Source organism: Variovorax ginsengisoli, from assembly GCF_030811835.1.
Taxonomy (GTDB): domain Bacteria; phylum Pseudomonadota; class Gammaproteobacteria; order Burkholderiales; family Burkholderiaceae_C; genus Variovorax; species Variovorax ginsengisoli_C.
In genome coordinates, this window is sequence record NZ_JAUSRO010000005.1 from 273,138 (window position 1) to 299,077 (window position 25,940).

Genomic DNA, 25,940 nt, shown 5'->3' on the forward strand with positions numbered 1-25,940 from the left:
TTACTTTTCAAGGAAGCGCCCTCTCGATGTCTACCCTTTTCGACCCCGTCCAAGCCGGTGACCTGCAGCTCGCCAACCGCATCGTCATGGCGCCGCTCACGCGCAACCGCTCGCCCAACGCGATCCCGCCGGACATCGCCGTCACTTACTACGCGCAGCGTGCCAGCGCCGGGTTGATCGTCAGCGAAGGCACCGCCGTGAGCCACCAGGGCCAAGGCTATTCCGACGTGCCGGGCCTCTATGGCACCGAACAACTCGACGCCTGGAAGCCCGTCACGCAGGCCGTGCATGCGGCCGGTGGCAAGATCGTCGTGCAGCTGTGGCATGTGGGCCGCGTCTCGCATTGCGACCTGCAGCCCGATGGCGGTGCGCCGGTCGGCCCCTCCGCCATCACGGCCAAGACCAAGACCGTGCTCATCAAGAACGGCCTGCCCACCTTCGTGGAAACCTCGCCACCACGCGCCCTCGACGCGAGCGAGCTGCCGGGCATCGTGCACAGCTTTGCCGCCGCCGCACGCAATGCGGTGGAGACCGCAGGCTTCGACGGCGTGGAAATCCATGGCGCCAACGGCTACCTGCTCGACCAGTTCCTCAAGAGCGACAGCAACCAGCGCACCGACGACTATGGCGGCAGCATCGAGAACCGTGCCCGCCTCACGCTAGAGATCACCCGTGCGGTAGCCGATGCGGTCGGTGGTGGCAAGACCGGCATCCGCCTGTCGCCCGTCACGCCCGCCAACGACGTGCACGACACCGAGGCCCAGGCTCTTTTCACTTACGTCGTGCAGCAGCTCGCCACGCTGAACATGGCCTACGTGCACATCATCGAAGGCGCCACAGGCGGCCCGCGCGAACTGCCCGACCGCCCCTTCGACTATGAAGCGCTGAAGGCGGCCTACCGCACGGCCGGCGGCAAGGCGGCATGGATGGTGAACAACGGCTACGACAAGCCGATGGCCGAAACGGCCCTGGCGCAAGGCCATGACCTGGTCGCCTTCGGCCGCCCGTTCATCTCCAATCCGGACCTGGTGCACCGCATTCGCGACAACGCGCCTTGGGCGCCGCTGGACAAGGCCACCATGTATGGTGGCGGCGCCAAGGGCTATATCGACTACCCGACGATGGGTTGAGACGCCGCCGGGGCCGAAGTCGGCGCAGGAGAGGCTGGCAGGGCCACCTGCGCGCGAAGTCCACCTGTCTCGGAGGCCGACGTCAAAAGCAGTTCTGCGCCCAGCAACTGGGCATAGCGCGAGACGATCGACAGGCCGAGCCCGGCGCCCTGCCCCAGCTTCTGGCCGTCTGCACCCTGTGCCCAGCGCTGCATCAGGTCCCGCCGGCCAGCCTCGGGAATGCCGGGGCCATCGTCCACCACGGCGAGCGTGTGGCCTGCAAGCTCGATGGTCACGGTGCGCCCGCCATAGCGCAACGCGTTGTCGATCAGGTTGTCCAGAATGCCTTCGATCAGCGCCGTGTTGGCCTGCACGGTGACGGCCTGTTCCAGGCCTCGCGCCCCCAGATCGACGCCCTGCGCATCCGCGCGGGCCAAGTGCCGCAGCACCGCCTGCTCGGCCAGTTCGTCGAGCCGTACCGGTTCACGCTGCAGCCCGGTGTGGCCTTCGTCGGCCAGCGCCAGACCCAGCAATTGATCCACCAGATGGCTGGCACGCGCCTGGCTGGCAACCACGCGGGCAAGTTGCTCGCGCCAGACGGCCGGATCGCGATTGGCCAGGCCGTACTCGGCCAGTGCCCGTATGCCGGCGAGCGGCGTTCGAAGCTCGTGCGCCACGTTGCCGGCGAACTCGCGCTGGGCTCGCACGCTGTGGCCGAGCCGGTCGAACAGCGCATTGACGGCATCGCCGAGCCGCTGCAGTTCCAGCGATGTCCGCGCGACATGCACCGGCGCGAGGTCATGCGCATCGCGCCGGTCGAGCGCCTGCTGCAGCTCGCCCAGTGGCCGCAGGTCGCTGCCGATGCGGCGCCACAGCCAGGCCGCGAGCAGCGCCAGCAGCAACAGCTGCGGCGTCAACGCATAGAACAGCACCTCCTCGATGAGCGCGGTGCGCGCACGCGTGGTCTGCGCGATCAGCACGCGATAGCCGTTGGGCGCTTCGTGTGCCAGCGCGACCGCGCGCAGGGATTGGCCCTGGTAGCGGATGTCGGAGAAGCGAAAGCGCTGGCCTTCGCTCGGTGCGGGTACTTGCAGGGCTGTTTCGCCAGCCAGCAGCGAACCGTCCGACCGCAGCACCGCAAAATAAACCGACTCGATCTGATCGAAGAGCACCGCCTCCACCTCACGCGGCGACAGGGTGAGCTCGATGCCACGTTCGCTCGCCTGCACGTTGGCCGACACCGCATAGGCATCGTCGAGCAGTGCGTGGTCGAAGGCCTGCTCGGTCAGATGATTGGCCACGCCAACCGCGATGGCCGTACCGACAAGCCAGGTCAGCGCCAGCGGCCACAGCACGCCGCGCAGCACCCGGTGCGTGAGCGACCGCGTGGCGGCTTCGCCGCGCAGTTTCACTGCTCGACTTCCAGCAGGTAACCGATACCGCGCAACGTACGGATGCTTGCACCGCTGCCCACGAGCTTCTTGCGAAGGCGCGAAATGAACGCCTCCAGCGCGTTGTCGCCCAGCGACTCGTCGAAGGTCGACAGCTTGTCCGACAGGGCGCGCTTGCTCACCGTGTGGCCGGGTGGGCTCATGAGTTCCCACAGCACCTCGAACTCGCGTGCAGGCAGATCGAGCGGCGTGAGCCCCACTGCGAAGCGGCGCGCCTTGCGGTCGAGCTTCAGGCGCCCCAGCACGGAGACATCGTCCGTGCCCAAGGCACGTCGCACCAACGCACGCAGGCGCGCTTCCACCTCGGCCAGTTCGAAGGGCTTGCCGAGGTAGTCGTCGGCGCCGGCATCGAGTCCGGCCACGCGCTCTTCGGTGCGATCGCGCGCGGTCAGCACCAGCACCGGCGTGCGATCGCCCCGCGCGCGCGCCTGGCGCAGCGCGATCAGACCGCTGGAGATGTTGCTGGTCGGGCTGGCCGTCGCCGGAAGGTTCAGATCGAGCAGTACCGCATCGAAAGGCTGCACACGCCACAGGTGGTCTGCGTCTTCGACGTTCGATGCCACGTCGACACGATGACCCGCATCGCCGAGGCTGCGCAGCATGACTTCGCGCAGCACCGCGTCGTCTTCGACCAGAAGGATTCGCATGGCAAGACCCTGAAAAAAGATACGTGTTTCTACACCATCCCAGGGTCAGCGGCAGGTCAGTACCTCAACGCGATAAACGAGGCATGAGTCACCCCTACTGGCCTGCCCGGCCCGCCTCCGAATGAGCGCATTCCACGGTTCCGCCGAAGCCCTGCGCGTGGACCATTCGGCCGCACGCCGCACCGCCGTCGTGCTGCTGCATGGTCTGTGCAGCACGCCTGATGAGCTGCGCACCGTCGGCAACGCGCTGCGCGGCCTGGGGTACACCGTGCAGGCGCTTCCCATCGAAGGGTACTCGTTCGATGCGACCGCCGAGCACCAGGCCGCCTGCCCTTTCGAACACTGGGTCGACACGCTCGAACATCGCGTCGATGCGCTGCGCGCCAACCACGACCGCGTGTTGCTCGTGGGCATTTCGGCAGGTGCTTCGCTGGCGCTGGCCGCGGCCATCCGCTGCGGCACACGCATCGATGCGCTGCTGCTGATGTCCACCGCGCTGCGCCTGGACGGCTGGGCCGTGCCACGCACGCAATGGCTGCTGCCGCTGGCGCTCTACACACCGCTGGGTCGTTTCTGGAAGTACCGCGAACGCGCACCCTACGGCGTGAAGAACGAGCGGGTGCGCGCCTGGATCGAACGCGAGTTACGCACGCGCCGGATCTCCAGCGCGGGCAGCTCGGTCATCGGCATCGATCACCTGCGCGAGCACCACCGGCTGCTGCGCCACGTGCGCGCCAACCTGCAGCGCGTGCAGTGCGCCAACGTGCTCGCGCTGCATGCACGCGACGACGAAGTCGCGAGCCTGCAGAACCTGGCGATCCTCGCGCGGGACCTGCGTTGCGGCTCGCTGCGCACTGTGGTGCTGAGCAACAGTTTCCACATGATCACCATCGACAACGACCGCCAGCAGGTGCTGGCCGAGACCCTCGAATTCGCCGCAGCGATTGCATGCGGCACCGCCTGAAGGCGCGGACCGCCTTCGCATCCTCAACGGAGATCGACCCTCATGAATTCCCCCACCTTCAACAGCATTGCAGCCATCCTGCAGAGCGAGTTCCACCTCGAGGCCTCGCAGATCCACGCCGACGCTGCGCTGATCGACCTCGGTCTCGACTCGCTGGCCCTCATGGAGTTCGTCTTCGCCGTCGAAGATGCGTTCCGCCTGCGCATTCCGGAAGATCGCCTCGATCCGCGCGAAGCCGGCATCACCCTGCAGCGCCTGTGCGAAGTCATCGACGACATGCAGTACGCACCCGCCCAGCGCGGCGTGTCGCTGGCCGCTGCGGCATGAAAGACCCGTACGCCAGCCCGCCCGCGGCAGCGCACGTGCACACGGCGCAACGCAGCGCACCTGCGCATGCCGAGCGCATCGCGGTCAGCGGCATGGGCCTGGTGACGCCGCTGGGCAACACCCTGGCCGACTTCGACGACGCACTGTTCGCAGGGCGTTCGGCCGTGCGCGCGCAGACCCTCACCATCGGCGAACTCGATGCCATGCAGGTGTCGTTGGCGTCCTGCAACTTCGACGACTCCGAGCGCAGCAGCTCGCGCCTGCCGCTGGACCGCGGCACCGCGATGGCGCTGGCCGCCGCGCGTGCTGCGGTCGCACAGGCCGGCCTGGACACCCGCACGCTCGCGCACGACCGTGTCGGCGTGTACTGGGGCAGCGGCATGGCTGGCTCGGCGAGCTTCGACGCCACGGCGCGTGCGCTCTATGCGGAGCATCGCCGCGTGCGGCCGACCACGGTCCTCACCACCATGCCCAACGCGGCGGCCGCCGAGCTCGGCCTCCTGTTCAGCGCGCAGGGTGCAGCGCTGAGCTACGCCTGCGCCTGCGCGTCGTCTTCGGTGGCCATCGGCGAGGCGATGCGCGCCATCCGCGGTGGCTGGATCGACGTGGCGATCGTCGGTGGCCATGAGGCCCAGCACAGCCCGGGCACGCTGGCGAGCTGGCACGCCATGCGCGTGATGGCGCCGCCGCCGGCCGACGCGCCGGAACGCGCCTGCCGGCCGTTCTCGGCCGACCGTGCGGGCTTCGCACTGGGCGAAGGCGCAGCGGCGCTGGTGATCGAATCGCAAGCGCATGCACGGGCGCGCGGAGCCTCCTCGTCGCTGTCGCTCGCTGGCTATGCGACCAATTGCGATGGCTCGCACATGACCAACCCCGATCCGGCCGGACAGGTGCGGGTCATGCTTGCTGCACTCAAGGACGCCGGGCTGCGCCCCGAAGACATCGGCTACATCAACGCGCACGGTACCGCGACCGGTGCCGGCGACGCCGCCGAAGCTGCGTCGCTGCAAACGGTGTTCGGCAGCCGCACGCCGGTGAGCTCGACAAAAGCGGTCCACGGCCATCTGCTGGGAGGGGGCGGTGCGGTGGAACTCGTTGCCACGCTGCGTGCGCTCGAACGCGGACTGATCCCACCCACGGCCCACCTGCACACGCCCGACCCGGCGTTCGCGCTGGACCTGGTGCGTGGCCAGGCGCGCGATGCCGCAGGCATGCGTTACGCACTGTCCAACTCCTTCGCATTCGGCGGCACCAATGCCGTCCTCGTGGCTGCATGCACGCACTGAAATGATTGCCTTGACGTCGCACCACAGCCTCGTGCTGCTGGAAGGCACCCTCCTTGTGATGCAGGGCATTGCGCTCGCACGCACCGCAGCGCGCCAGCTCGCCGCGCACGACTCGCGCGGCCGCTTGCGCACCGCCGGCAAGATGATGCTGTTCGCGGCCTGCCACCCTCGCGCCTGCCTGTACTGGCTGAGCTACCTCGAGCATCCCGTGCTGCGCCCCCTGGTGCAGGCGCAGCCATTGCTGCTCGACAAACCACGCCGTCTGTATCTCAACAGTCTCTGGACACCGGTGGAGCGCGTGCACGCGCTCGTCACGCACTACGAGTGGATGACCGCGCATCTGGACACACAGGTGGTGGAGTCGCTCTATGCGGGCCAGGCATTGCGGCTGTGCGACCTTGCCCTTCGAGACAACGCCTACGCAGCCAGCATCTGGCTCGACCATGCACGGCTGCAGATGCGCGAAGGCGAACTCGCGCTGCTGCTCTGCGCCGGCGCGACCGACGCGACGTCGCCAGGCGAGATGCCGCCCGTGCTGGCAACGCTGTCTTTCAGCGTCATCGATGAAGGCGGCCAATCCTGCCTGAGCATTGGTTGCGTGCAAGGCCCGCGAAATGCCGGATTGCCGCACTTCAAGGCACTCACCAAGGCCATGCATGGGCTGCGGCCGAAGGCGCTTCTGGTGTGGGCCGCACAGCGCTGTGCGCTGCAATGGCAACTGGGCGTGCGTGGCATCGCACCGGACGCGCATCCGCTGACCGACTGGCGTTACCACAAGCTCAATGCCGGCAAACGTGCGGTAGCGGCGCACATCCATGCGGGCTACGGCACGTTGTGGCGCGAGAGCGGCGGTGCGGCACCGGATCGGCAGGGCTGGGTACAGCTACCTGCCGCGCCCATCGTCAAGTCGCGCGAAGACGTGGAAGCGGCCAAGCGTGCGCTCTACGAAAGGCGCGGTGCGTTGCTGTCGGACTTGGACACGCAACTCATGCTTGCATTGAAGCGCATCGCGCGCGACGCCAGGCCGTGTACCGCCTGATCGTCTGCGCGGTGCCCGCGTTCGTGCTGCTGATGGCGGCCGAATTCGTCATCGGCTGGCGCCGGCAGCGCAACACCTACCGGCTCAACGACAGCATCAGCAGCCTGGGCCAGGGGCTGTTGAGCCAGGCGCTGGCGGTGTGCACGCAGCTGTTCCAGATCGGGCTCTATGTGGCCATCGCGCCGCATATCGCCCTGTGGCACAACGATGCCTTCTGGAACAGCACCACCGGCTGGGTGCTGGCCGTGCTGCTCTTCGATTTCTGCGACTACTGGCTGCACCGCGCCGGCCACGAGTCGGCCGTTTTCTGGGCGGCGCATTCGGTGCACCACCAGAGCCAGCAATTCAATTTTTCGACCGCGCTGCGCCAGGAGAGCATGGTCGCCTTCCTGGGCTGGCCCTTCTACCTGCCCATGGCACTGGTGGGCATACCCGCCGACCAGTACGCGCTGGCAGGACTGATCGTGCTGGTCTACCAGTTCTGGATCCACACCGAACACATCGGCAAGCTCGGCTGGTTCGATCGGGTGTTTTCCTCGCCTTCCAACCACCGCGTGCACCACGCGGTGAACGATGCGTACGTCGACCGCAACTACGGCGGCATGCTGGTGATCTGGGACCGCCTCTTCGGCACCTTTGCCGAAGAACAGGCGCCCTGCGTCTACGGCACACGGTCGCCGCTGGACAGCTGGCGGCCTTTGCGCGCGGTGTTCGGGCCTTATGCACCGCTGCTGCACGACGCATGGCACACGCGACGGTGGCGCGACAAGCTGCGCGTGTTCTTCAAGGCGCCAGGCTGGCGCCCGGCCGACGTGGCCGCACGCTCGCCGCAGCCGCCCTTCGTGCTCGACGCCGTGTGCACCTACGACCCGCCGACCACGCGCGGTCAGCGCCTGGCGGGCACGCTGCAGTTCATCGCCTGGGTCGGCGTGGTGCTGGCCTTTCTCTGGCAGGCGGACACCTTCGGATGGGGCCGCGACGTCGCGCTGCTGGCACTCAGCGCGGCGGGCCTGCAGGTGACGGGCGCCTTGTTCGAGCAGGGCGGGTCGGTCGCGCGCAGCACCGCCGTACAAGCCGTGCTGCTCGGCGCGGCGACTGCGCTGTTGGTAATGTAGCGCGGCGACCGCGCGTTCAGGACCGCGCGCGGTGCCCCGCCGGCTTCCACCGGCGCAGCAGCAGCGCATTGCTCATCACGCTCAGGCTCGACAGCGCCATGGCCGCGCCCGCGACCACCGGACTCAACAAGCCGAAGGCCGCGAACGGGATGCCGACGACGTTGTAGGCGAAGGCCCAGAACAGGTTCTGGCGGATCTTGGCCACCGTTCGCGCCGACAGGTCGAGCGCATCGGCCACCAGCGCCAGGTCGCCGCGCATCAAGGTGATGCCTGCGGCTTCCATCGCCACGTCGGTGCCACTGGCCATGGCGATGCCGACATCGGCCGCAGCCAGGGCCGGCGCATCGTTGGTGCCGTCGCCGACCATCGCAACGACGTGGCCACCCGTTCGCAGCGCCGCCACTTGCGCCGCCTTGTCCGCGGGCAGCACCTCGGCGCGCACGTCGTCGGCCGCAATCCCGACGCGGGCAGCCATCGCCTGCGCGGCATGCAGGTTGTCACCCGAAATCATCACCACGCGCAAACCGCGCGCGCGCAGCGTGGCGACCGCCGCTGAGGCCTGCGGCTTGGGCTCGTCGGTGAAGGCCAGCAACGCGCGCACCTCGGGTGCGGCATCGCTGCCCGCAAAGGCCAGCAACGCCGACACGGTGGCGCCCTGGCTTTGCAATTGCGCGACCTGCGCCGCATCGGGCACCGCGCCGAGTTCGGCGCACCAGCGCAGGCTGGCGAGGGCCCAGTCGGTATTGGCACCCGAAAGATCGGAACGGCCGACCCGGCCACGCACGCCACGGCCAGACAACGACTGCAGGTCGCGCACCGGCGCCATCGGCAGGCCACGCGCTGTGGCTGCCCGCGTGACGGCCTGTGCCAACGGGTGTGTGCTGCCACTCTGCAGGCTGGCGGCCACGGCGAGCAATGCGGCCTCGTCCTGCGCCACGACGGCGTGCAGCGAGGCGAGCACCGGTGTGCCCAGTGTCAGCGTACCGGTCTTGTCGAAAGCCACGGTGTCGACGCGGTGGGCCCGCTCCAGCGCACTCGCATCCTTGACGAGAATGCCGTGCCGCGCCGCCACACCGGTGCCCGCCATCACGGCCACCGGCGTGGCCAGCCCAAGCGCGCACGGACAGGCGATGACCAGCACCGCGACGGCATGGATCAGGGCCGCTTCGGCGCCCGCACCCGCCAGGCCCCAGCCCGCGAGCGTGACCAGCGCGATCAGCAGCACCACCGGCACGAACACCTCGGCCACCCGGTCGACCTGCTTCTGGATCGGCGCCTTGGCCGCCTGCGCGTCCTCCACCAGCCGGATGATGCGTGCCAACACGCTTTCGGCACCGACGGCCCGGACTTCGACCACCAGCCGGCCGCTGCCGTTGACCGAACCGCCGGTGAGCAGGTCACCCGGCGCCTTGGCGACCGGCAAGGGCTCGCCGGTCAGCATCGATTCGTCGACCTCCGACCGGCCTTCGAGCACACGCGCATCGGCCGGCACACGTTCGCCGGGGCGCACGGCCAGTCGGTCGGCCGCCATCACCTCGCCGAGCGGCACGTCGGCTTCGCCGCGTGGGCCGATCAGATGCGCAAGTTCGGGGCGCAACTGCTGCAGCGCCCGAATGGCCGAGGTCGCCTGCCGCTTGGCGCGCAGCTCCAGCCACTTGCCGAGCAGCACCAGTGCAATCACCACCGCAGACGCCTCGAAGTACAGGTGCGGCATGGCGCCAGGCGCGGCCCGCCACCAGAGCCACAGCGACAGGCCGAAGGCTGCGCTGGTGCCCAGGGCTACCAGCAGGTCCATGTTGCCGGTGCGTGCACGCGCAGCATGCCAGCCCGCACGGTAGAAGCGCGCGCCCAGCCAGAACTGCACCGGCGCAGCCAGCAGCAGTTGCGCGACAGGCGGCAGCATCCAGTGCACGCCGAAGGGTGCCAGCAGCATCGGCGCGAACAGCGGCGCCGCCAGCAACAGCGCAAGGCCCACCGGCAGAAAGTCGTGCCAGCCGGTGGCGCTCGCGGCTTCGGCGTCGGCCCGTGCAGCGGTGCGTGGCGCGTAGCCCGCAGTGCGCACCGCCCGACGCAGCTGCGCGTCCATGCTTTCCACATCCTGTGTCACCACGATGCGGGCCGATTCGGTGGCCAGGTTCACCGTGGCGTCCTGCACGCCTGGCACCTGCTGGAGCGCTCGCTCCACGCGTGCCACGCAAGAGGCGCAGGTCATGCCGCCAATGGAAATGTCGAGGGTGTGGGTGATGTCCATGCCCGAAGGCTAAAGCCTCACATCATGGCAAGGTCAAGCGCCAACTGCTTGACCTTGCCATCGCGTCAAGGTTCAAACTGATTCCCTGGTCATCCATCGATCCCCCTTCATCAACCATCATCCCAAGGAGTTACCCCATGCACCAGAAATTCGAAGTCACCGGCATGAGCTGCGGCCATTGCGCGAACGCGGTCACCGACGCCGTACAGGCGGTCGATCCCCAGGCGCAAGTCAGCGTCGACCTGCCGACCGGCACGGTCGACGTACAGAGCACACAGCCTCGCCACGAACTGATCGCCGCCATCGTGCAAGCGGGCTACCAGGCCGCATGAGCGGCGCCTTGCTTCGCAACATCGGCGCCGCGGCGAGGGCCTCGGGCGTGTCGGCGCGCATGGTGCGCCACTATGAAGGCCTGGGGCTGCTGCCACGCGTCGAGCGCACCGACAGCGGCTATCGCCAATACACCGACGCTGACATCCACACGCTGCGCTTCATCAAGCGCGCACGCGATCTCGGCTTCTCCATGGACGAGATCGCCGATCTGGTCGGCCTCTGGCACGACCGCAGCCGGGCCAGCGCCAGCGTCAAACGCATCGCCCAGCACCACCTCGAAGAACTCGCCCAGCGCATCGCCGACCTGCAGGCCATGGAACGCACATTGGCGCAACTCGTCCACTGCTGCCAAGGCGATGCGCGCCCGGACTGCCCCATCCTGGACGACCTGTCAGGCGCCAAACCGAAGTTCTGAACGGCCGAGGCAGCGCTCCGGCGAGCCATCGGAGGGTGTTTTCCTTTCTTCGAGCGCGGCGCAGCGCTCGACATGCCCTGGCCTGGCCGCTTCCCACACAAAACTTGGATAACTCTGTGAGTAACTCATGCACTTCCTTGTAAGGATGCTGCAAGTCCTTGTTTTTACTTAACTTTCTACAATATGCTCAATTTTTGAGCAGTGGAAGACTTTCGCGGTTTTTCTGCTTTCCCAGATTATTCGTGCCCTGTCAAAGGACAACTCTGGGGATATTTCCAGCACAAGATGCCTGTTATCCACAGGGCCGATGTGTCCAGCCAAGTTGTCCCCGCAGGGGCGACAGCAGAATGCACGGCTACGCACACCCGTATGACATTGCCAAGTCGTTGACACACAACGAAAAAACAGGCTTGTCCACAGAAAACACGAAACACCTATTACTACTACTAATTTAAATAGAAGAAATAAGAGATAGGAACAAAGGTCGCGCGATTTCAAAAAAATACCTGTGCCGGTTCGCAAACCGCACACGCTGGGAAATCTGATGGACTGGCGAGGAAGTCGGATTGGAGAAAACGCATCCGGAAACCGCGGCGTGCTTTCGCGGCCTCCATCGATTCATTCCGGCGGGCCGACCTGCCCCAATGGTTCGCCGAGGTGCGACCACCCCTTCGGCTGGCGCTGGCCCTCCCGCCGCTTGCAAAGAGCGACTACCTCACATAAATCTTGGATAACTCTGTGAGTAAGTCATGAACTTCCTTGTAAGGATGCCGCAAGTCCTTGTTTTCATTGGCTAATCTACATTCTGCTTAATCATTGGGCAGTGGAAGACTTTCAATTTCCAGCGCTTTCCCAGATTTTTGGCGGCCTGTCAAAGGACAACGTTGGGGACAGTTCTGGCATAAATCCTGAGTTATCCACAGGTCGGAGTGCCTGCCACAGGTTGTCCCTGCGAGCGCGACAGCAGAAAACGCAGGTACACACAGTCCTGTCACGGCGCCAAGTCCTTGCTGCGCAATGAAAAAAATGAACTGTCCACAGAAAAGTTAAAACACCTACTACGACTATTAAATTAAATGAAATAAATAAGAGATGAATACATAGGAAAGGCCGCGCAAATAAAGAAAAATTCAGTGCGCTGCAATCCAGCGTGAACAGCGCGGCGTTCGTTACCATTGCGGCATGAGTTTTCCGTCCTCGAGCTTCAAGCCGCGCATCCTGATTGCCGAGGACGAGTCCGGCATCGCCGACACGCTGCAGTACGTGCTCCAGAGCGACGGTTTCACGCCCGTGTGGTGCGCCACCGCAGAAGAAACGCTGGCCGAATTCACCCAGACGCTGCCGGCGCTCGTGATCCTCGACGTTGGCCTGCCCGACATGAATGGCTTCGAACTGTTCAAGCGCCTCCACGCCATGCCTGGAGGTTCCGACGTGCCCATGCTGTTCCTCACAGCGCGCAGCGATGAAATCGACCGCGTGGTCGGCCTGGAACTGGGGGCCGACGACTACGTGGCCAAGCCCTTCTCGCCCCGCGAACTGGTGGCGCGTGTGCGGACCATCCTGCGGCGCAGCGTGCGGGCCCTGCCGGCCTCCTCAGCCCCGGCGGGCCAGACTGTGTCCGCGACCGTCCAGGCACAGCCTGGGGTGTTCCAACTCGACGGCGAGCGTCGGCAGATCCGTTATTACGGCCGCGCACTCGAACTGTCACGCTACGAGTACGGCCTGCTCTGCCTGTTCGTGCAGCGGCCTGGCCGCGTCTACACGCGCGACGAATTGCTGGAAATGGTCTGGGACGATCCGGGCGACAGCTTCGATCGCACGGTCGACGCGCACATCAAGACGCTGCGCGCCAAGCTCAAGGCGGTGGCGCCGCAGGTCGAGCCGATCCGCACACTGCGCGGCACCGGCTACGCGCTCAACGAAGACCTGCCCGCCAGGCCCTGAGCCGGATGAGCCGGCGTTCGCGCATCTTCCTGGGCATCCTGCTGATCTACGCGGCAGGCATCGCATTCCTGCTCTACCGGGTGGTTATCGACATCGACCCGCGCTACCGCGAGTCGGCCGAGGAATCGCTGGTCGAGAGCTCGCAGTTCATGGCCAGCCTGGTCGAGCAGGACGTCGTGGCCGGTGCCATCAACACCGCGCGGCTCGAGCCGCTGTTCCGCTCGGTCTATGCGCGGCAGTTTTCCGCGCAGATCTACAACCTGCACAAGAACCGGGTCGAACTGCGCGTGTATGTGACCGACCGCAGCGGCCGTGTGCTGTTCGACTCCCTGGGGCGCAGCCAGGGCGCCGATTTCTCTCAGTGGTCCGACGTGCGTCGATCGCTGGCCGGCACCTACGGCGCCCGCACCACGCGTGACGTCGAGAGCGATCCGCGCACGTCGGTGATGTACGTCGGCGCACCCGTGCGCTGGGGCGACGAGATCGTCGGCGTGGTGACCGTCGGCAAGCCGGTGCAGAGCTTCGGTCAGTTCGTCGAAGACGCGCGGGCACGCACGCTGTGGGTGGGCGTGGGCTCCGCCTTTGCGCTGTTGCTCCTGGCCGTCATCGTGTCGGTCTGGCTGGTGCGACCCTTCGGCCTGATTTCCGACTACGTGGCCTGGGTGCGCGCACAGCGCAGCCTGAGCTTGGCGCGCATGGCGCGTCGTGCGCTCGATGCGTTGCGTGGCGGCTTCAGCGAGATGCGCGACGCGCTGACCGGTCGCAACTACGTGGCCGACTATGTGCAAACCTTCACGCACGAGGTGAAGAGCCCGCTGTCGGCCATCCGCGGCGCGGCCGAACTGCTGCAGGAGCCCGCCATGCCGCAGGCCGAGCGCGAGCGTTTTCTGGACAACATCACGCGGGAGACGCAGCGCATCCAGGAAATCGTCGATCGCATGATGGAGCTCACGGCGCTGGAGACGCGTCGCGTGCTCGACCGCAGCGAACCCGTTGCGCTGGCCGAGCTCATGGACGAGGTGGTGCGCAGCGCCCAGCCAGCGGCGGCCGCGCGCGCGGTGCGCACCACGCTCGACCTGCGCGCCGCGCCCCTGATCGAAGGCGATCCGTTCCTGCTGCGCCGCGCGGTCAGCAACCTGCTCGACAACGCGATCGACTTTGCACCCCCGGGCAGCGAAGTGACGATTGCGCTCGACGCCGACACGCGGCATGCGCGCATCACCGTGCGGGACCATGGCCCTGGCATTCCGGACTACGCGCGCGACAAGGTGTTCGAGAAGTTCTATTCGCTGGCACGACCGCACAGCAGGAAAAAGAGCACCGGCCTTGGCCTGGCCTTCGTCAAGGAGATCGCCGCGCTGCACCGCGGGCGGGCCGAACTCGGCAACGCGCGCAGCGGCGGCGCGCTGGCGCAACTGACCTTGCCGCTGGGCCACCTGCCGCGCGAACCGCGCTGAGCGGGAGGGGCCCAGGCAAGGATCTGGCGGTGGGCACGCTAGCGAAACCAGTCGAGGATGCGGCTGCGCTCCTCGGCAGGCGGCATCGGCGCGACGGCTGGCGGCAATGTCGCGACGGCCTGCGCGTCGTGGGCATCGTCGAAGCCCAGTGTCGCGACGCCATGGCCGGGCGTGCGGTCGTCGAAGTACCACTCGCCATCGATCTGCACGACGCCGTCGGGCACGGCCAGTGGTGCCACCGGCACGCGCTGGAGCGTGGATTGCATGAAGTCGGTCCATACCGGCAGGCTCAGGCTGCCGCCGGTTTCGCCGCGCACGCCCAGGCGGCGCGGCAGGTCGTAGCCGATCCAGGCCACGCCCACGCGCGTCGGCTGGAAGCCGGCGAACCAGGTGTCCATCGAGTCGTTGGTGGTGCCGGTCTTGCCGTAGAGGTCGTCGCGCCGCAGTGCCTGCCAGGCCTTGCTGCCGGTGCCGCCTTTCATCACGCTCTGGAGCAGCGTGTTCATGACGAAGGCGTTGCGCGCCGGGATCGCGCGCGTCGATTCGTCCGGGCGTTCGGGCAGCGCATGGTCGACCAGCACCTGGCCGCGATGGTCGGTGATGCGCGTGACGAATTGCGGATTCACGCGGTAGCCGCCATTGGCGAACACCGCATAGGCGGTGGCCATCTGCATGGGCGTGACCGTGCCTGCGCCGAGCGCGAGCGGCAGGCTGTCCGGCTGGCGTTCGCGGGTGAAGCCGAAGCGGGCGATCCAGTCCTGTGCGACTGGTACGCCCACGGCTTGCAGCAGTCGCACCGAGACCAGGTTCTTCGAGCGCATGAGGGCTTGGCGCAGCGTCATCGGGCCGTCGAAGTCGCCGTCGTAGTTCTTCGGCTCCCAGGCCTTGCCGCCGGTGGCAGTGGCGTCGAAGAACAGCGGCGCATCGTTGACCTGCGTGGCCGGCATGAAGCCCTGCTCGAGCGCCGCGGAATAGAGGAAGGGCTTGAAGCTGGAGCCGGGCTGGCGCCAGGCTTGCGTGACATGGTTGAACTGGCTGCGTTCGTGGCTGAAACCGCCGACCAGTGCGCGCACTGCGCCGTTGCGTGGATCGAGCGCGACAAAGGCGCCCTCGACCTCCGGACGCTGCACGATCTCCCAGTCGTTCCGGCTCGTCTTCATGACACGGATCACTGCGCCGCGGCGCAGCCGCAAGGCCGGTGCGGCGGTGGCCGACAAGGCCGCCTGCGCCGCTTTCAGGCCGTCGCCGCCGATGCTGAGCGTGTCGCCGTTGGCGCGTACCGCCATCACCTGCTGGGGCGTTGCGCTCAACACCACGGCGGCCAGCAGGTCGCCGTCGTCGGGCTGGTCGGCCAGTGCCTCGTCGACGGCATCGTCGAGCGCTGCGGCATCGGCGGGCAGGTCGACGAACTTCTCGGGGCCTCGGTAGCGCTGGCGCCGTTCGTAATCCACGATGCCCTTGCGCAGCGCGCGGTAGGCAGCGATCTGTTCGGTGGCCACCAGCGTGGTGTAGACCTTGAGTCCGCGCACGTAGGTGCTGTCGCCATATTCCGCGTACACGGTACGGCGCACCGCCTCGGCGACGTACTCGGCATGCACGCGGGTGGGGTCGGCCGCGTCGCGCAGATGCAGGGGCTGCGCGCGGGCGTGGTCCGCCTCGGCCCGGGTCCACACACCGGTCTCCTGCATGCGCTGGATCACATGCAGCTGGCGCGCGCGGGCACGGCGCGGGTTGCGCACCGGGTTCACGCTGGAGGGCGCCTTGGGCAGCCCGGCGAGCATCGCGGCCTCGGCCGCGTTGATGTCCTGGAGCGGCTTGCCGAAATAGGTTTCGGATGCGGCGGCGAAGCCATAGGCGCGCTCGCCCAGGTAGATCTGGTTGAGGTAGATCTCCAGGATGCGATCCTTGCTCAGGTGGCGCTCGAGCTGCAGCGCAAGCAATGCTTCGTAGAACTTGCGCGTGAAGGTCTGCTCGGTGCTCAGGTAGACGTTGCGCGCGACCTGCTGCGTGAGGGTGGAGGCACCCTGGCGCGTGCCGTGCCACAGGTTCGACAGCAATGCGCGGGCGATGCCCTTGGCGTCGATGCCGCCATGGTCGTAGAAGCGCGCGTCTTCCACCGCGAGCACCGCCTCCTTGAGCACCTTCGGCACCGCATCGAGGGGAACGAGCTGGCGCCGCTCCTCGCCGAATTCGCCGATCAGCACGCCGTCGCTGGTGTAGATCTGCAAGGGCAGCTTGGGGCGGTAGTCCGATGCCAGTGTCGACACGTCGGGCAGGCGCGCAGAGATGACGGCCACGGTGATGCCGGCGGCGCACAGCGCCAGTGCCGCCGTGACGGCGAGCACGCCGGTGCTCCAGGCCACGATGCGTCGAAGCGGGAAGTCAGGATAGGGCTTGGACATCGATGCTCCCTCTTCAGCGAACCGCCGACACAGGCGCCACGGCCGGTGGTGCGACGGGCTCCTGCAGCGTGCCGGCCGACAGTGCATACCAGTCGACCTTGCGCGTGGCGAGCATCAGCAGGGCCAGCATGCCGAAGATCAGCAGGGCACCCAGCAGCAGTGCGTTGCTCTCGGACGCCAGCAGGCCATAGAGCGCGCCGTACAGCAGCGCCACATAGGCAGCGAACGAAACGCCGCGCTTCCAGCCGCCCAGCACCGCGCTGAAATACGCGCCCAACAGCAGCACGCTGGCCCCTGCAGCGGCGGCATAGGCGAGGCCGAAGGCCAGCTTTTCCGACAGCGCAAGCAGCAGCAGGAAGAACAGCGCGATCGACAGCCCGACCAGGCCGTACTGCACCGGATGCAACCGCAGCTTGCGAAACAGCTCGAACATGAAAGCCGCCATCAGCACCAGGCCGATGAAGAGTGCGCCGTACTTGCCAGCGCGCGTGGACATCGAATAGACGTTGAGCGGCTGGGTCAGCGACACATCGAAGGTCTGCAGGGGGCCGTTGACCTGGGCCTGGCGGCGCGCAGAAGCGGGCCTTGCAGCATCGGTCTGCACCGTTGCACTGTCAGATGCCGATGCCGTGTCAGTGGGGTTGAGCAACCCTGCACGCACCTGGTCGCGCGCCGAGGTCACCAGCGACGAAACGCGCCAGCGAGCGTCGAAGCCATTCGCATCGATGCGGCGCTCGGCAGCCAGAAAACGGCCACCGAAGCTCGGGTGCGCCCAGGGTGACTGCAGGTGCGCGGTGGTCTCGTCGGCAATCGGTGCGATCGACAGCGTCTCCTGCCCGACCAGGGCCAGTTTCATGTCGAACGGCAATGGCTTGCCGGCCAGCCATTGGGCCAGCGCCGTGCCGTCGAGCGGCGCGTGGATGCCGCCGCCGAAGGCCTGCTCCGACAGTCCCGGCATGCGCTGGGCGAAGCGCAGTGTTGCACCGCCGAGGGTCAGCGCAGGCGAACCGTCCAGCCCCCGCAGGTCGCTCAGGTTGAACACGACAGAGGGCGTTCGGAACTCCAGCTTCGAGCCGCTCACGCTGCGCACCACCGTGTCCGGGTCGAAGGCCGCGAAGTCACCGTTGAGCGTCGCGTCGAGTGTGTAGAACGGAATGCGGAAGATGCCGCGGTAGCGCTGCTGCGGTGCGAGCGATCCTTCGATGTGCAGTGTGTCGGGGAACACCAGGTGCACGCCTTCCTGGCTGCGCGGCTCGACGCCGGTGACCTGGCCCTTGCTGTTGCGCTGCGTCTCCATCCAGCGCTCGACATAGGGCACCGCGAGCACCGGGCCGATCAAGCTCTGTGCGCTGGTGTAGGTGCTGGCCAGTTCGGCCGCGGCCTCGCGCTGGCTCTCGCCGCGTTCGCGGTTGAGCGCGTCGATGCGATCGAGCGGAATGCACAGCAGCAGGGTGAGCAAGACGAGGCCGAGCACCTTGATGACGATGGAGTTGCGAAGCGTCTGAAGCATTTGTTGTTGTCCCTGGAGCGTGTGAGCCGTGTGGCGGAGCCCCGATGCTCCCGCGCCCGTTCGAAGGCTCGATGAAGTCGGAAAAAGGTTTTGCGCACGCCGACTTCACACAGACTTCACACAGCGCACAAGCCTTCGCATGGGCTTCGCACCGGCTTCTCGCGGCGCCCGGACAGTCCTTCCCATGCAACCCTGCAGTCCGCAGGGCGACGGGAACAGAGAAAAGGACGAACGCCATGCCACACACCACCGCGCAGCCGGACCGCTGGAGCTCATGGAGCCAATGGGGCCCCTGGCTCTGGGCCAGCACCCTGGCCCTGGCCACCCTCGCCTTCCTGGCGCTCATGGCGCGCCCGCTCCATGCGCAGGAGGCCCCAGCCGAACGCCAGAAGACCGAGAGCCCGTACTTCTTCGTGAAGAGCGACACACCCGATGTCGACCGCCTGCCGCTCAAGGCCACCGAGGTGGACGTGAAGATCTCCGGTGTGATCGCCGACGTGCGTGTCACCCAGACCTACCGCAACGAGGGCCAGCGCGCGATCGAGGCGAGGTACGTCTTTCCCGGTGCCACGCGCGCAGCGGTCAACGGGTTGAACGTGCGGCTGGGCGGTCGCCTGATCACCGCGCAGATCCGCGAGAAGCAGCAGGCCCGCATCGAGTACGAAGCCGCCAAGACCGAAGGCAAGACCGCGGCACTGCTCGAACAGCACCTGCCCAACGTGTTCCAGATGAACGTGGCCAACATCCTGCCGAATGACGAGGTCCGCGTCGAGCTGCGCTACACCGAACTCCTGGTGCCGCAGTCGGGCAACTACCAGTTCGTCTTTCCGACGGTGGTCGGTCCGCGCTACAACAGCCCGCAGTCGGGCAACGCCGGTGCGCCGTGGGTGGCGCAACCGGTGCTTCGTGCCGGCGTGGCGTCACCCAGCGCGTTCAGCCTCAAGGTGGCGCTCGACATGCCGATCGGGCTGCAGGAAGTGCGCTCGGCAACGCACGACATCGAGGTCGCCCGGCGCGATGACGGCCGGTATGCGGAGGTTGCACTCGGCGCGGCCCGCGTGCCAGCCAACGACCGCGACTTCGTGCTCGACTATCGCCTGGCGGGCGAGCGCATCCAGTCCGGCCTGATGCTCTACAAGGGACAAGGCCAGGGGCTCAATGGCGCCGGCGCAGAGAACTTCTTCCTCGCGATGATCGAGCCGCCCAAGGCCGTCGCCGCCAGCGCCATCGTGCCGCGCGACTACATCTTCGTGGTCGATATCTCGGGCTCCATGCACGGCTTTCCGCTGGACACGGCCAAGACCGTGCTGGAGCGGCTCATCGGTGGCCTGCGTCCGAGCGACACCTTCAATGTGATGCTGTTCTCGGGCAGCGCGCAGATGCTGTCGCCGCACTCGGTGCCGGCCTCGCGCGCCAACATCGCGCAGGCGCTGTCGACCCTCCAGAGCCGCCAGGGCGGCGGCAGCACCGAGCTGATTCCGGCGTTGAAGCAGGTGTATGCAGCGCCGAAGGCGGCCGGCGTCTCGCGCACCGTCGTGGTCGTGACCGACGGCTACGTGACGGTCGAGCGCGAGGCCTTCGAACTCGTGCGCAAGAACCTGTCGAAGGCCAACCTGTTTGCCTTCGGCATCGGCAGCGCGGTCAACCGGCAGCTCATCGAAGGCCTGGCGCGTGCGGGCATGGGCGAGCCCTTTGTCATCACCGATCCGATCCAGGCGCCCGAGCAGGCCGCGCGCTTTCGCCGCATGGTCGAGTCGCCGGTGCTGACCAACGTGCGTGCGCGCTTCGAAGGCCTCGACGTCTACGACGTGGAGCCTGCGGTGCTGCCCGACGTGCTCGGCGAGCGCCCGGTGATCGTGTTCGGCAAATGGCGCGGTGCGGCGCAGGGCCGCGTGCTGATCGAAGGCGACGGCGCGAACGGCCCGTACCGCGCGGCGGTGGCGATCGACGGCCTGGCACGCCAGGACACGGCGGCACTGCGCACGCTGTGGGCACGCCACCGCATCGCCACGCTGAGCGATCAGGAAGCGCTGGAGGGGACGGGTGCGCTGTCCCGGCGCATCACCGACCTGGGCCTGCAGTACGGGCTGCTGACCGCGTACACGAGCTTCATCGCCGTGGACCAGGTCGTGCGTAATCCGGTGCCGGGCCAGGCCCTGCCGGTCGACCAGCCCTCACCGCTGCCCCAGGGCGTGGCCGAGAGCGCCTTGGGCGAAGCCGCCGCCACTTTCGGTGCCGAGGTGCCGAGCACGCCGGAGCCCGAGATGCTCGGTGCGGTGGCCGTGGTGCTGTCGATGCTGGCCATGCTGCGCCGCCGTTTGCGCCGTCATGACGCACGTCGTTTCACCGCCTGAGGACGCACCATGCCATCGTCTCTCTCGACCCCTGCGGTGCCTGCCGCGCCTCGCTCCGGCTTCTCCCTCGCGGCCCTGGCGCAATCCCGGCCACGGCTGGTCGATGCCGGGATCCGCATCGACCGCGCGCCGGCGCTCGGCTGGCTCGGCCTGCAGTGCGTCGCGCTCATGCCGACCTGGCTCTGGATGGCTGCCCGCCTGCGCGATGGCTCCGACGATCCGCTCGGCCTGCTGGCCCTGGCCACGCTCGCGTTGCTGGTTGGGCGCCTGCGTGGCGAGCTGCGTGCGTCGCCGCGCCTGGGCTGGCTGGTGACCGCCACGTTCGGCACGCTGGTCGCTACTGTGCTGCGCATCGGGCCGGGCGCGTTGTCGGCGTGGCCGCCGCTGGCGACCGGCCTGCTGGCGGTGCTGGCCATGGCCTGTGGCCTGCTGGCCTTCCTGCCGCGGCGCGTGGCCCCGGCCCCGGTGCTTGGCCTGGCGGTGCTGGCCTTGCCGCTGCTGTCGTCGCTGCAGTTCTACGCGGGCTACCCGCTGCGCGTGGTCACGGCCGAGGCGAGCCGCTGGCTGCTGATGCCCGGTTTCACGGTTTCGCGCGAAGGCAGCACGCTGCTGGTCGATGGCCGGCTGGTCATCGTCGATGCGCCCTGCTCGGGCGTCCAGATGGTCTGGCTGGGCTACTTCACTGCGTGTGCGGTGGCACTCTGGGCCGGGCGCGACAACCGCGGCTTCCTCGCGCGGTTGCCGGCCGTCGGACTGCTGGTGCTGGCCGGCAACATCGTGCGCAACAGTGTGCTGGTGGCGCTCGAAGGCGCGGGGCTGCAGCCGCCCGCGGTGCTGCACCAGGTGCTGGGCCTGGCGCTGTTGGCGTTGGTGTGCGGCGGCATCGCGCGCGTCATGGCGGGTGGGATGACGGGTGTCATGGGGCGCGCGTCGGCAACCCGCGCCCTAACCCACGCCGCAACCCACGCTGTCAAAGGAGTCGGTCATGGCGCTGTTTGATCGCTGGCTGGGCAACCGCTTCTTCTGCCGGGTGCTGCACAAGGTGGCCTTCGGTGCGGTGATGCTGCTGTGCACCGCCCTCTCGGTGCTGTCATCGGTATCGCGGCCGGTGGCGTCCGCGCAGGCGGCGGCGTTCCAGGAATGGCCTTCGACATGGGACGGTGCGCTGCTGCGGCCCCTGGCGCTCAGCGAGGTCGAGCATCGCTTTGCCGTGAATTTCCCGGGCCGCATCGCGCGCCTGACCGACGGCGAGCGCCTGTTCGTGATGCGCGAGGTATTGGCGCCCACGCGCATGCTGCATCCGGCTCCGGACTGCTACCGCGCGCTCGGCTACCGCATCGAAGGCACGCGGCTCGAGCGCGACGCGCAGGCACGCCTGTGGCGCTGCTTCACAGCTGCGCGCAAGCAGGGGCAAACCCTGCGCGTTTGCGAGCGCATCGTCGACGCCGATGGCACGGCTTTCACCGACACTTCAGCCTGGTACTGGGCGGCGGCGAGCGGCCGTTCCCCGGGGCCGTGGCATGCTGTCACCGTGGCACGACCGATGTGAGGGAGTCTTGAGGAAAACGCTGCGTTTCATTCTTTTGGGGCTGCTGGCCCTGGTGCTGACCGCGGTCATTGCCGTGGTGCTCATCGTCAAGCTGGTGTTGGCGCCGGCTGCGGGCGAATGGTCGACGCGCGTCGAGCTGGGACCGATGGCCACGGAGGTCAGCGTACCGACCGTCCTGCGCCTGGCCACCTCACCCTGGTTCGCTGCGCACCTGGCGGGCCATGCCGTCGACATGGGCCATGGCCGTGTGGTCTTCGGCTGGCGCGAGAGCGCGCAGGCGCTCGAATTGCGGTGCGCACCGTGCAATGTCTCGGTACCGGCTTTCGGCGCGCAGGCGGTGCGGGTCGAAGCGCTCACCGCCACGGCACGGCGCGACGGCAACGTGTTCGCTGGCCAGTTCCAGGTACAGCCGCAGGCCGACGGGGCCGAGCCGCTGCAGGCGCAGTGGAGCGGCCGCCTGTCCCAGACCCATCTGCAGATCGACTTCGACGCGAAGGAGGCTGCCATTGCCCAGTGGTACCGCGCGCTGGTGCCGCAGTTGTCCGAGCTGCAGCGCGCGCGCATCGGCGGCACGCTGGCACTGCGCGGCCGGCTCACGTTGCCCGAGGCGAGCTTCTCCGCGCTGCAGCCGCAGATTGCGGGCTTCACCGTCGACGGACTGGGAACGCAGGCGCTGCTCAATGCGCACACGAGCTGTGGTCCGTCGGCACGGCTGACGCAGGACAGCTGGCTCGCACGCGCCGTGATCGCAGCCGAAGACCAGCGCTACACCACGCACCCTGGCTACGACCTCACCGAACTGCTGGCCGCGGCCGATGCCAACCAGAAGCGCGGCAAGGTCGAGCGCGGCGGCAGCACGCTCACCCAGCAGCTCGCCAAGATGGTGATGACCGGCAGCGATCGCACCGCCGAACGCAAGCTGCGCGAGCTGCTCTACGCGGTGGAGATGGAGCAGACGCTGGGCAAGGCGCGCATCCTTGAGCTCTACCTTGACAGCGCACCTTGGGGCTCGGGCGTGTGCGGCGCCGAGGCGGCGGCACGCCTGTATTTCAAGCGCAGCGCACGCACGCTGGAGCCGGCGCAGGCGGTGTGGCTCGCCGCCATGCTCAACAAGCCCAGCGCCGCGGCCGACGAATGGAAGCGCACCGGCACGCTGGACGCCGCCCGCATCCAGTGGGTGGCCAGCGGCATCCGCGGCATCAGCCGCAGCCAGCGCGAAGCGCTGCTCAAGAGCGTGGCAGCCGCGCGTTTCGCGGCGCCCTGAGAAAGGGCGCACATTTTCGGTGCGTCCGGCCTTGGCACATGTCTTGCTGAAATCAGCGCAATGGATGCTGTCATCGCCCCTCCGCCCGCCGCTGTCGAGATCGTGGCGCTGAGCAAGCGTTACGCCGAAGGTACGCCGGCCGCCGTCGACCAGATCGACCTGCGCATCGCCAGCGGCAGTTACTGCTGTCTGCTCGGCCCGTCGGGCTGCGGCAAAAGCACCACGCTGCGCATGATTGCGGGCCACGAGTCGGTCACCAGCGGCGACATCCTGCTGGACAACCGCAACATCACCAACCTGCCGGCCGCCGCGCGCGGCACGGCCATGATGTTCCAGAGCTTCGCGCTGTTCCCGCATCTCTCGTCACTCGACAACGTCGCGTTCAGCCTGAAGATGAAGGGCGTCGGCAAGGCCGAGCGCCACCAGCGTGCCGCAGACTTGCTCGAGCGTGTCGCGATGGGTCATCTGGCCGAGCGCAAGCCAGGCGAACTCTCCGGCGGCCAGCAGCAGCGCGTGGCGCTGGCGCGGGCGCTGATCACCGAGCCCCGCGTGCTGCTGCTCGACGAGCCGCTGTCGGCGCTCGACCCCTTCCTGCGCATCCAGATGCGCGCCGAACTGCGCCGCTGGCAGAAGGAGCTGGGCCTGACCTTCATCCATGTCACGCACTCGCAGGAAGAGGCGATGGCGCTGGCCGACACGATGGTGGTGATGAATCATGGGCTGATCGAACAGGTCGGCTCGCCCCATACGGTCTACAACCATCCGGCCAGCGAATTCGTCGCGCGCTTCATGGGTGGCCACAACGTGATCGACCTGCCTGGTGGCGATGCCATCGCCGTACGCAACGACCACATGCACATCACCCCCGCCGATAACGGAAGCGGCAGCGGGCGGCTCGCCCGTATCACCGACGTCGAGTACCAGGGCACCTATGTGCTCCTCGGCCTGACGTTGACCGACGCCGCGCCGGGCCGTGGCACGGTGTCGGTGCTGTTGGGCGAGAACGCGTTCCTTGCGCGGCCTTATGTGCAGGGCGAGCAGGTGCTGCTCTCCTGGCGCGATGCCGATGCGCGGGTGCTCGGCCCTGGCGTGCTGCCTCCGGGCCAGCGTGCGATGGCCATGCCGGCATGACGATGTGAACGAAAACCCGGCCCGTCGTCGCACTGCCTGCTGTCGTTGCCGCTGATCCTCGCCTCCTTTCCAATTTTTCGATACCTACTTGTCCATCTGCAGGAGACTCACCATGACCGACCCCATCGACTCTTCCGCCGGCGTCAAGCGCCGCGTCATGCTGCAGGGCGGCGCTGGCCTGGCCGGCATCCTCGCCAGCGGCATGGCACCCTTCGTCCACGCGCAGGAAAAGATCGTGCTGCGCTACCTGGGCACCGCGGTGAACCAGGACAAGGCGATTGCCGAGAAGTTCAAGGCCGACACCGGCATCGAGATCCAGTACGTGGCCGTGACCACCGATGACGTGACCAAGCGCGCCGTCACCGCGCCCAACAGTTTCGACCTGATCGACACCGAGTTCTTCTCGCTCAAGAAGATCGTGCCGACCGGCAACCTGAAGGGCATCGACACCAAGAAGATCAAGAACGCCGACAAGATCACCACGCTCTTCACGAAGGGCGAAGTCGCCGGCAAGGCCGTGGGCGACCAGGGCACCGCGCCCAAGAAGGTGATCTACCTGGAAGGCGAGAAGAGCAAGAAGTTTGCGACCGCGCCGACGCAGTACATGTCGCTCATCCCGACGGTCTACAACGCCGACACGCTGGGCATCCGCCCCGACCTGATCAAGCGCCCGATCGACTCGTGGGCCGAGCTGCTCAACCCCGAGTTCAAAGGCAAGGCTGCGATCCTGAACATCCCGTCGATCGGCATCATGGACGCCGCGATGGTGGTGGAGGCCAAGGGCCTGCACAAGTACAAGGACAAGGGCAACATGACCAAGGCCGAGATCGACCTGACGATCAAGACCCTGATCGAGGCCAAGAAGGCCGGCCAGTTCCGCGCGCTGTGGAAGGACTTCAACGAGTCGGTCAACCTGATGGCTTCCGGCGAGGTCGTGATCCAGTCGATGTGGTCGCCCGCCGTGACGGCTGTGCGCACCAAGGGCATCGCCTGCAACTTCCAGCCACTGAAAGAAGGCTATCGCGCCTGGGCCGCCGGCTTCGGTCTGCCGGCCACGCTGTCGGGCAAGAAGCTCGACGGCGCCTACGAATTCATCAACTGGTTCCTCGATGGCTGGGCCGGCGCGTACCTCAACCGCCAGGGCTACTACAGCGCCGTGCTCGACACCGCCAAGGCCAAGATGGAAGCCTACGAGTGGGCCTACTGGATGGAAGGGAAGGCCGCCTCGCAAGACATCAAGAGCCCGAACGGCGACGTGCTGGCCAAGGCCGGCGCGATTCGCGACGGCGGCAGCTACGAACAGCGCATGGGCGGCATCGCCTGCTGGAACGCCGTGATGGACGAGAACGAGTACATGGTGAGGAAGTGGAACGAGTTCGTCGCTGCCTGATC

The 25,940-nt window shown here is 67.4% G+C and carries 21 protein-coding genes; 16 read left to right on the forward strand and 5 right to left on the reverse strand.

Annotated features, from left to right (window positions below; genetic code table 11):
• The first annotated feature begins 26 nt into the window (after window positions 1-26).
• Entirely contained in the window at window positions 27-1,130 is a 1,104-nt protein-coding gene (locus tag J2W36_RS09565) for an alkene reductase (protein ID WP_307689481.1), read from the forward strand.
• Here the strand turns inward: J2W36_RS09565 and J2W36_RS09570 are convergent.
• Both J2W36_RS09570 and J2W36_RS09575 read right to left on the reverse strand, forming a co-directional pair.
• Window positions 1,112-2,521: a sensor histidine kinase gene (locus tag J2W36_RS09570; RefSeq protein ID WP_307689482.1), complete on the reverse strand. Its 1,410-nt coding sequence runs from the start codon at window positions 2,519-2,521 to the stop codon at window positions 1,112-1,114. The two genes, J2W36_RS09565 and J2W36_RS09570, sit on opposite strands and share 19 nt — an antisense overlap.
• Window positions 2,518-3,207 carry a response regulator gene (locus J2W36_RS09575; RefSeq protein WP_307689483.1) on the reverse strand — a complete coding sequence of 230 codons (690 nt, stop codon included), beginning with the start codon at window positions 3,205-3,207 and terminating at the stop codon, window positions 2,518-2,520. The genes J2W36_RS09570 and J2W36_RS09575 overlap by 4 nt, the downstream gene beginning before the upstream one ends.
• Window positions 3,208-3,328: 121 nt before the next feature.
• Between J2W36_RS09575 and J2W36_RS09580 the strand changes: the two genes are divergently transcribed.
• From J2W36_RS09580 to J2W36_RS09600, 5 genes are read left to right on the forward strand one after another with little or no spacing between them, the layout of a single operon-like run.
• Window positions 3,329-4,171 carry an alpha/beta hydrolase gene (locus J2W36_RS09580; RefSeq protein ID WP_307689484.1) on the forward strand — a complete coding sequence of 281 codons (843 nt, stop codon included), beginning with the start codon at window positions 3,329-3,331 and terminating at the stop codon, window positions 4,169-4,171.
• A gap of 42 nt (window positions 4,172-4,213) precedes the next feature.
• Window positions 4,214-4,498: an acyl carrier protein gene (locus tag J2W36_RS09585; protein ID WP_307689485.1), complete on the forward strand. Its 285-nt coding sequence runs from the start codon at window positions 4,214-4,216 to the stop codon at window positions 4,496-4,498.
• Window positions 4,495-5,784, forward strand: a complete 1,290-nt coding sequence (locus J2W36_RS09590) for a beta-ketoacyl-[acyl-carrier-protein] synthase family protein (RefSeq protein ID WP_307689486.1) — start codon at window positions 4,495-4,497, stop codon at window positions 5,782-5,784. The genes J2W36_RS09585 and J2W36_RS09590 overlap by 4 nt, the downstream gene beginning before the upstream one ends.
• 1 nt (window position 5,785) lies before the next feature.
• Complete coding sequence (locus J2W36_RS09595; RefSeq protein WP_307689487.1) at window positions 5,786-6,823, forward strand: DUF535 family protein; 1,038 nt, start codon at window positions 5,786-5,788, stop codon at window positions 6,821-6,823.
• Complete coding sequence (locus J2W36_RS09600) at window positions 6,811-7,938, forward strand: sterol desaturase family protein (RefSeq protein ID WP_307689488.1); 1,128 nt, start codon at window positions 6,811-6,813, stop codon at window positions 7,936-7,938. Before J2W36_RS09595 ends, J2W36_RS09600 begins: the two co-directional genes overlap by 13 nt.
• 16 nt (window positions 7,939-7,954) lie before the next feature.
• Here the strand turns inward: J2W36_RS09600 and J2W36_RS09605 are convergent, their stop codons facing one another.
• Entirely contained in the window at window positions 7,955-10,189 is a 2,235-nt protein-coding gene (locus J2W36_RS09605; protein WP_307689489.1) for a heavy metal translocating P-type ATPase, read from the reverse strand.
• A gap of 137 nt (window positions 10,190-10,326) precedes the next feature.
• Between J2W36_RS09605 and J2W36_RS09610 the strand changes: the two genes are divergently transcribed.
• The 4 genes from J2W36_RS09610 (at window position 10,327) to creC (ending at window position 14,338) form a co-directional block, all read left to right on the forward strand.
• Complete coding sequence (locus J2W36_RS09610; RefSeq protein WP_307689490.1) at window positions 10,327-10,521, forward strand: heavy-metal-associated domain-containing protein; 195 nt, start codon at window positions 10,327-10,329, stop codon at window positions 10,519-10,521.
• Complete coding sequence (cueR, locus tag J2W36_RS09615) at window positions 10,518-10,937, forward strand: Cu(I)-responsive transcriptional regulator (RefSeq protein ID WP_307689491.1); 420 nt, start codon at window positions 10,518-10,520, stop codon at window positions 10,935-10,937. The genes J2W36_RS09610 and cueR overlap by 4 nt, the downstream gene beginning before the upstream one ends.
• A gap of 1,182 nt (window positions 10,938-12,119) precedes the next feature.
• A complete protein-coding gene (gene creB, locus J2W36_RS09620; RefSeq protein WP_307689492.1) occupies window positions 12,120-12,881 on the forward strand; it encodes a two-component system response regulator CreB in 762 nt (253 codons plus the stop codon).
• A 5-nt stretch (window positions 12,882-12,886) separates the two neighbouring features.
• Window positions 12,887-14,338, forward strand: a complete 1,452-nt coding sequence (creC, locus tag J2W36_RS09625; protein WP_307689493.1) for a two-component system sensor histidine kinase CreC — start codon at window positions 12,887-12,889, stop codon at window positions 14,336-14,338.
• A gap of 38 nt (window positions 14,339-14,376) precedes the next feature.
• Here the strand turns inward: creC and J2W36_RS09630 are convergent, their stop codons facing one another.
• Window positions 14,377-16,740 carry a penicillin-binding protein 1A gene (locus tag J2W36_RS09630; RefSeq protein ID WP_307689494.1) on the reverse strand — a complete coding sequence of 788 codons (2,364 nt, stop codon included), beginning with the start codon at window positions 16,738-16,740 and terminating at the stop codon, window positions 14,377-14,379.
• A 13-nt stretch (window positions 16,741-16,753) separates the two neighbouring features.
• Window positions 16,754-18,250: a cell envelope integrity protein CreD gene (gene creD / locus J2W36_RS09635; protein ID WP_307689495.1), complete on the reverse strand. Its 1,497-nt coding sequence runs from the start codon at window positions 18,248-18,250 to the stop codon at window positions 16,754-16,756.
• A gap of 236 nt (window positions 18,251-18,486) precedes the next feature.
• On the opposite strand from creD, the gene J2W36_RS09640 reads away from it, so the two are divergent.
• The 6 genes from J2W36_RS09640 to J2W36_RS09665 all read left to right on the forward strand — a co-directional run bounded on the left by J2W36_RS09640 (window position 18,487) and on the right by J2W36_RS09665 (window position 25,938).
• Window positions 18,487-20,604 (forward strand): VIT and vWA domain-containing protein, encoded by a 2,118-nt coding sequence (locus J2W36_RS09640; RefSeq protein WP_307689496.1) that lies wholly within the window; start codon window positions 18,487-18,489, stop codon window positions 20,602-20,604.
• Between the two features lie 9 nt (window positions 20,605-20,613).
• Window positions 20,614-21,603, forward strand: a complete 990-nt coding sequence (gene xrtQa / locus J2W36_RS09645; RefSeq protein ID WP_307689497.1) for an exosortase Q — start codon at window positions 20,614-20,616, stop codon at window positions 21,601-21,603.
• Window positions 21,590-22,153, forward strand: coding sequence for an exosortase Q subunit 2 (gene xrtQb, locus J2W36_RS09650; RefSeq protein ID WP_307689498.1), 564 nt, complete (start codon window positions 21,590-21,592; stop codon window positions 22,151-22,153). Before xrtQa ends, xrtQb begins: the two co-directional genes overlap by 14 nt.
• A gap of 7 nt (window positions 22,154-22,160) precedes the next feature.
• On the forward strand, window positions 22,161-23,417 hold the full coding sequence (locus tag J2W36_RS09655) for a biosynthetic peptidoglycan transglycosylase (RefSeq protein ID WP_307689499.1): 1,257 nt from the start codon (window positions 22,161-22,163) through the stop codon (window positions 23,415-23,417).
• A gap of 60 nt (window positions 23,418-23,477) precedes the next feature.
• Window positions 23,478-24,548: an ABC transporter ATP-binding protein gene (locus tag J2W36_RS09660; protein ID WP_307689500.1), complete on the forward strand. Its 1,071-nt coding sequence runs from the start codon at window positions 23,478-23,480 to the stop codon at window positions 24,546-24,548.
• Window positions 24,549-24,660: 112 nt separating this feature from the next.
• Window positions 24,661-25,938: an ABC transporter substrate-binding protein gene (locus J2W36_RS09665; RefSeq protein WP_307689501.1), complete on the forward strand. Its 1,278-nt coding sequence runs from the start codon at window positions 24,661-24,663 to the stop codon at window positions 25,936-25,938.
• Window positions 25,939-25,940: the final 2 nt, after the last annotated feature.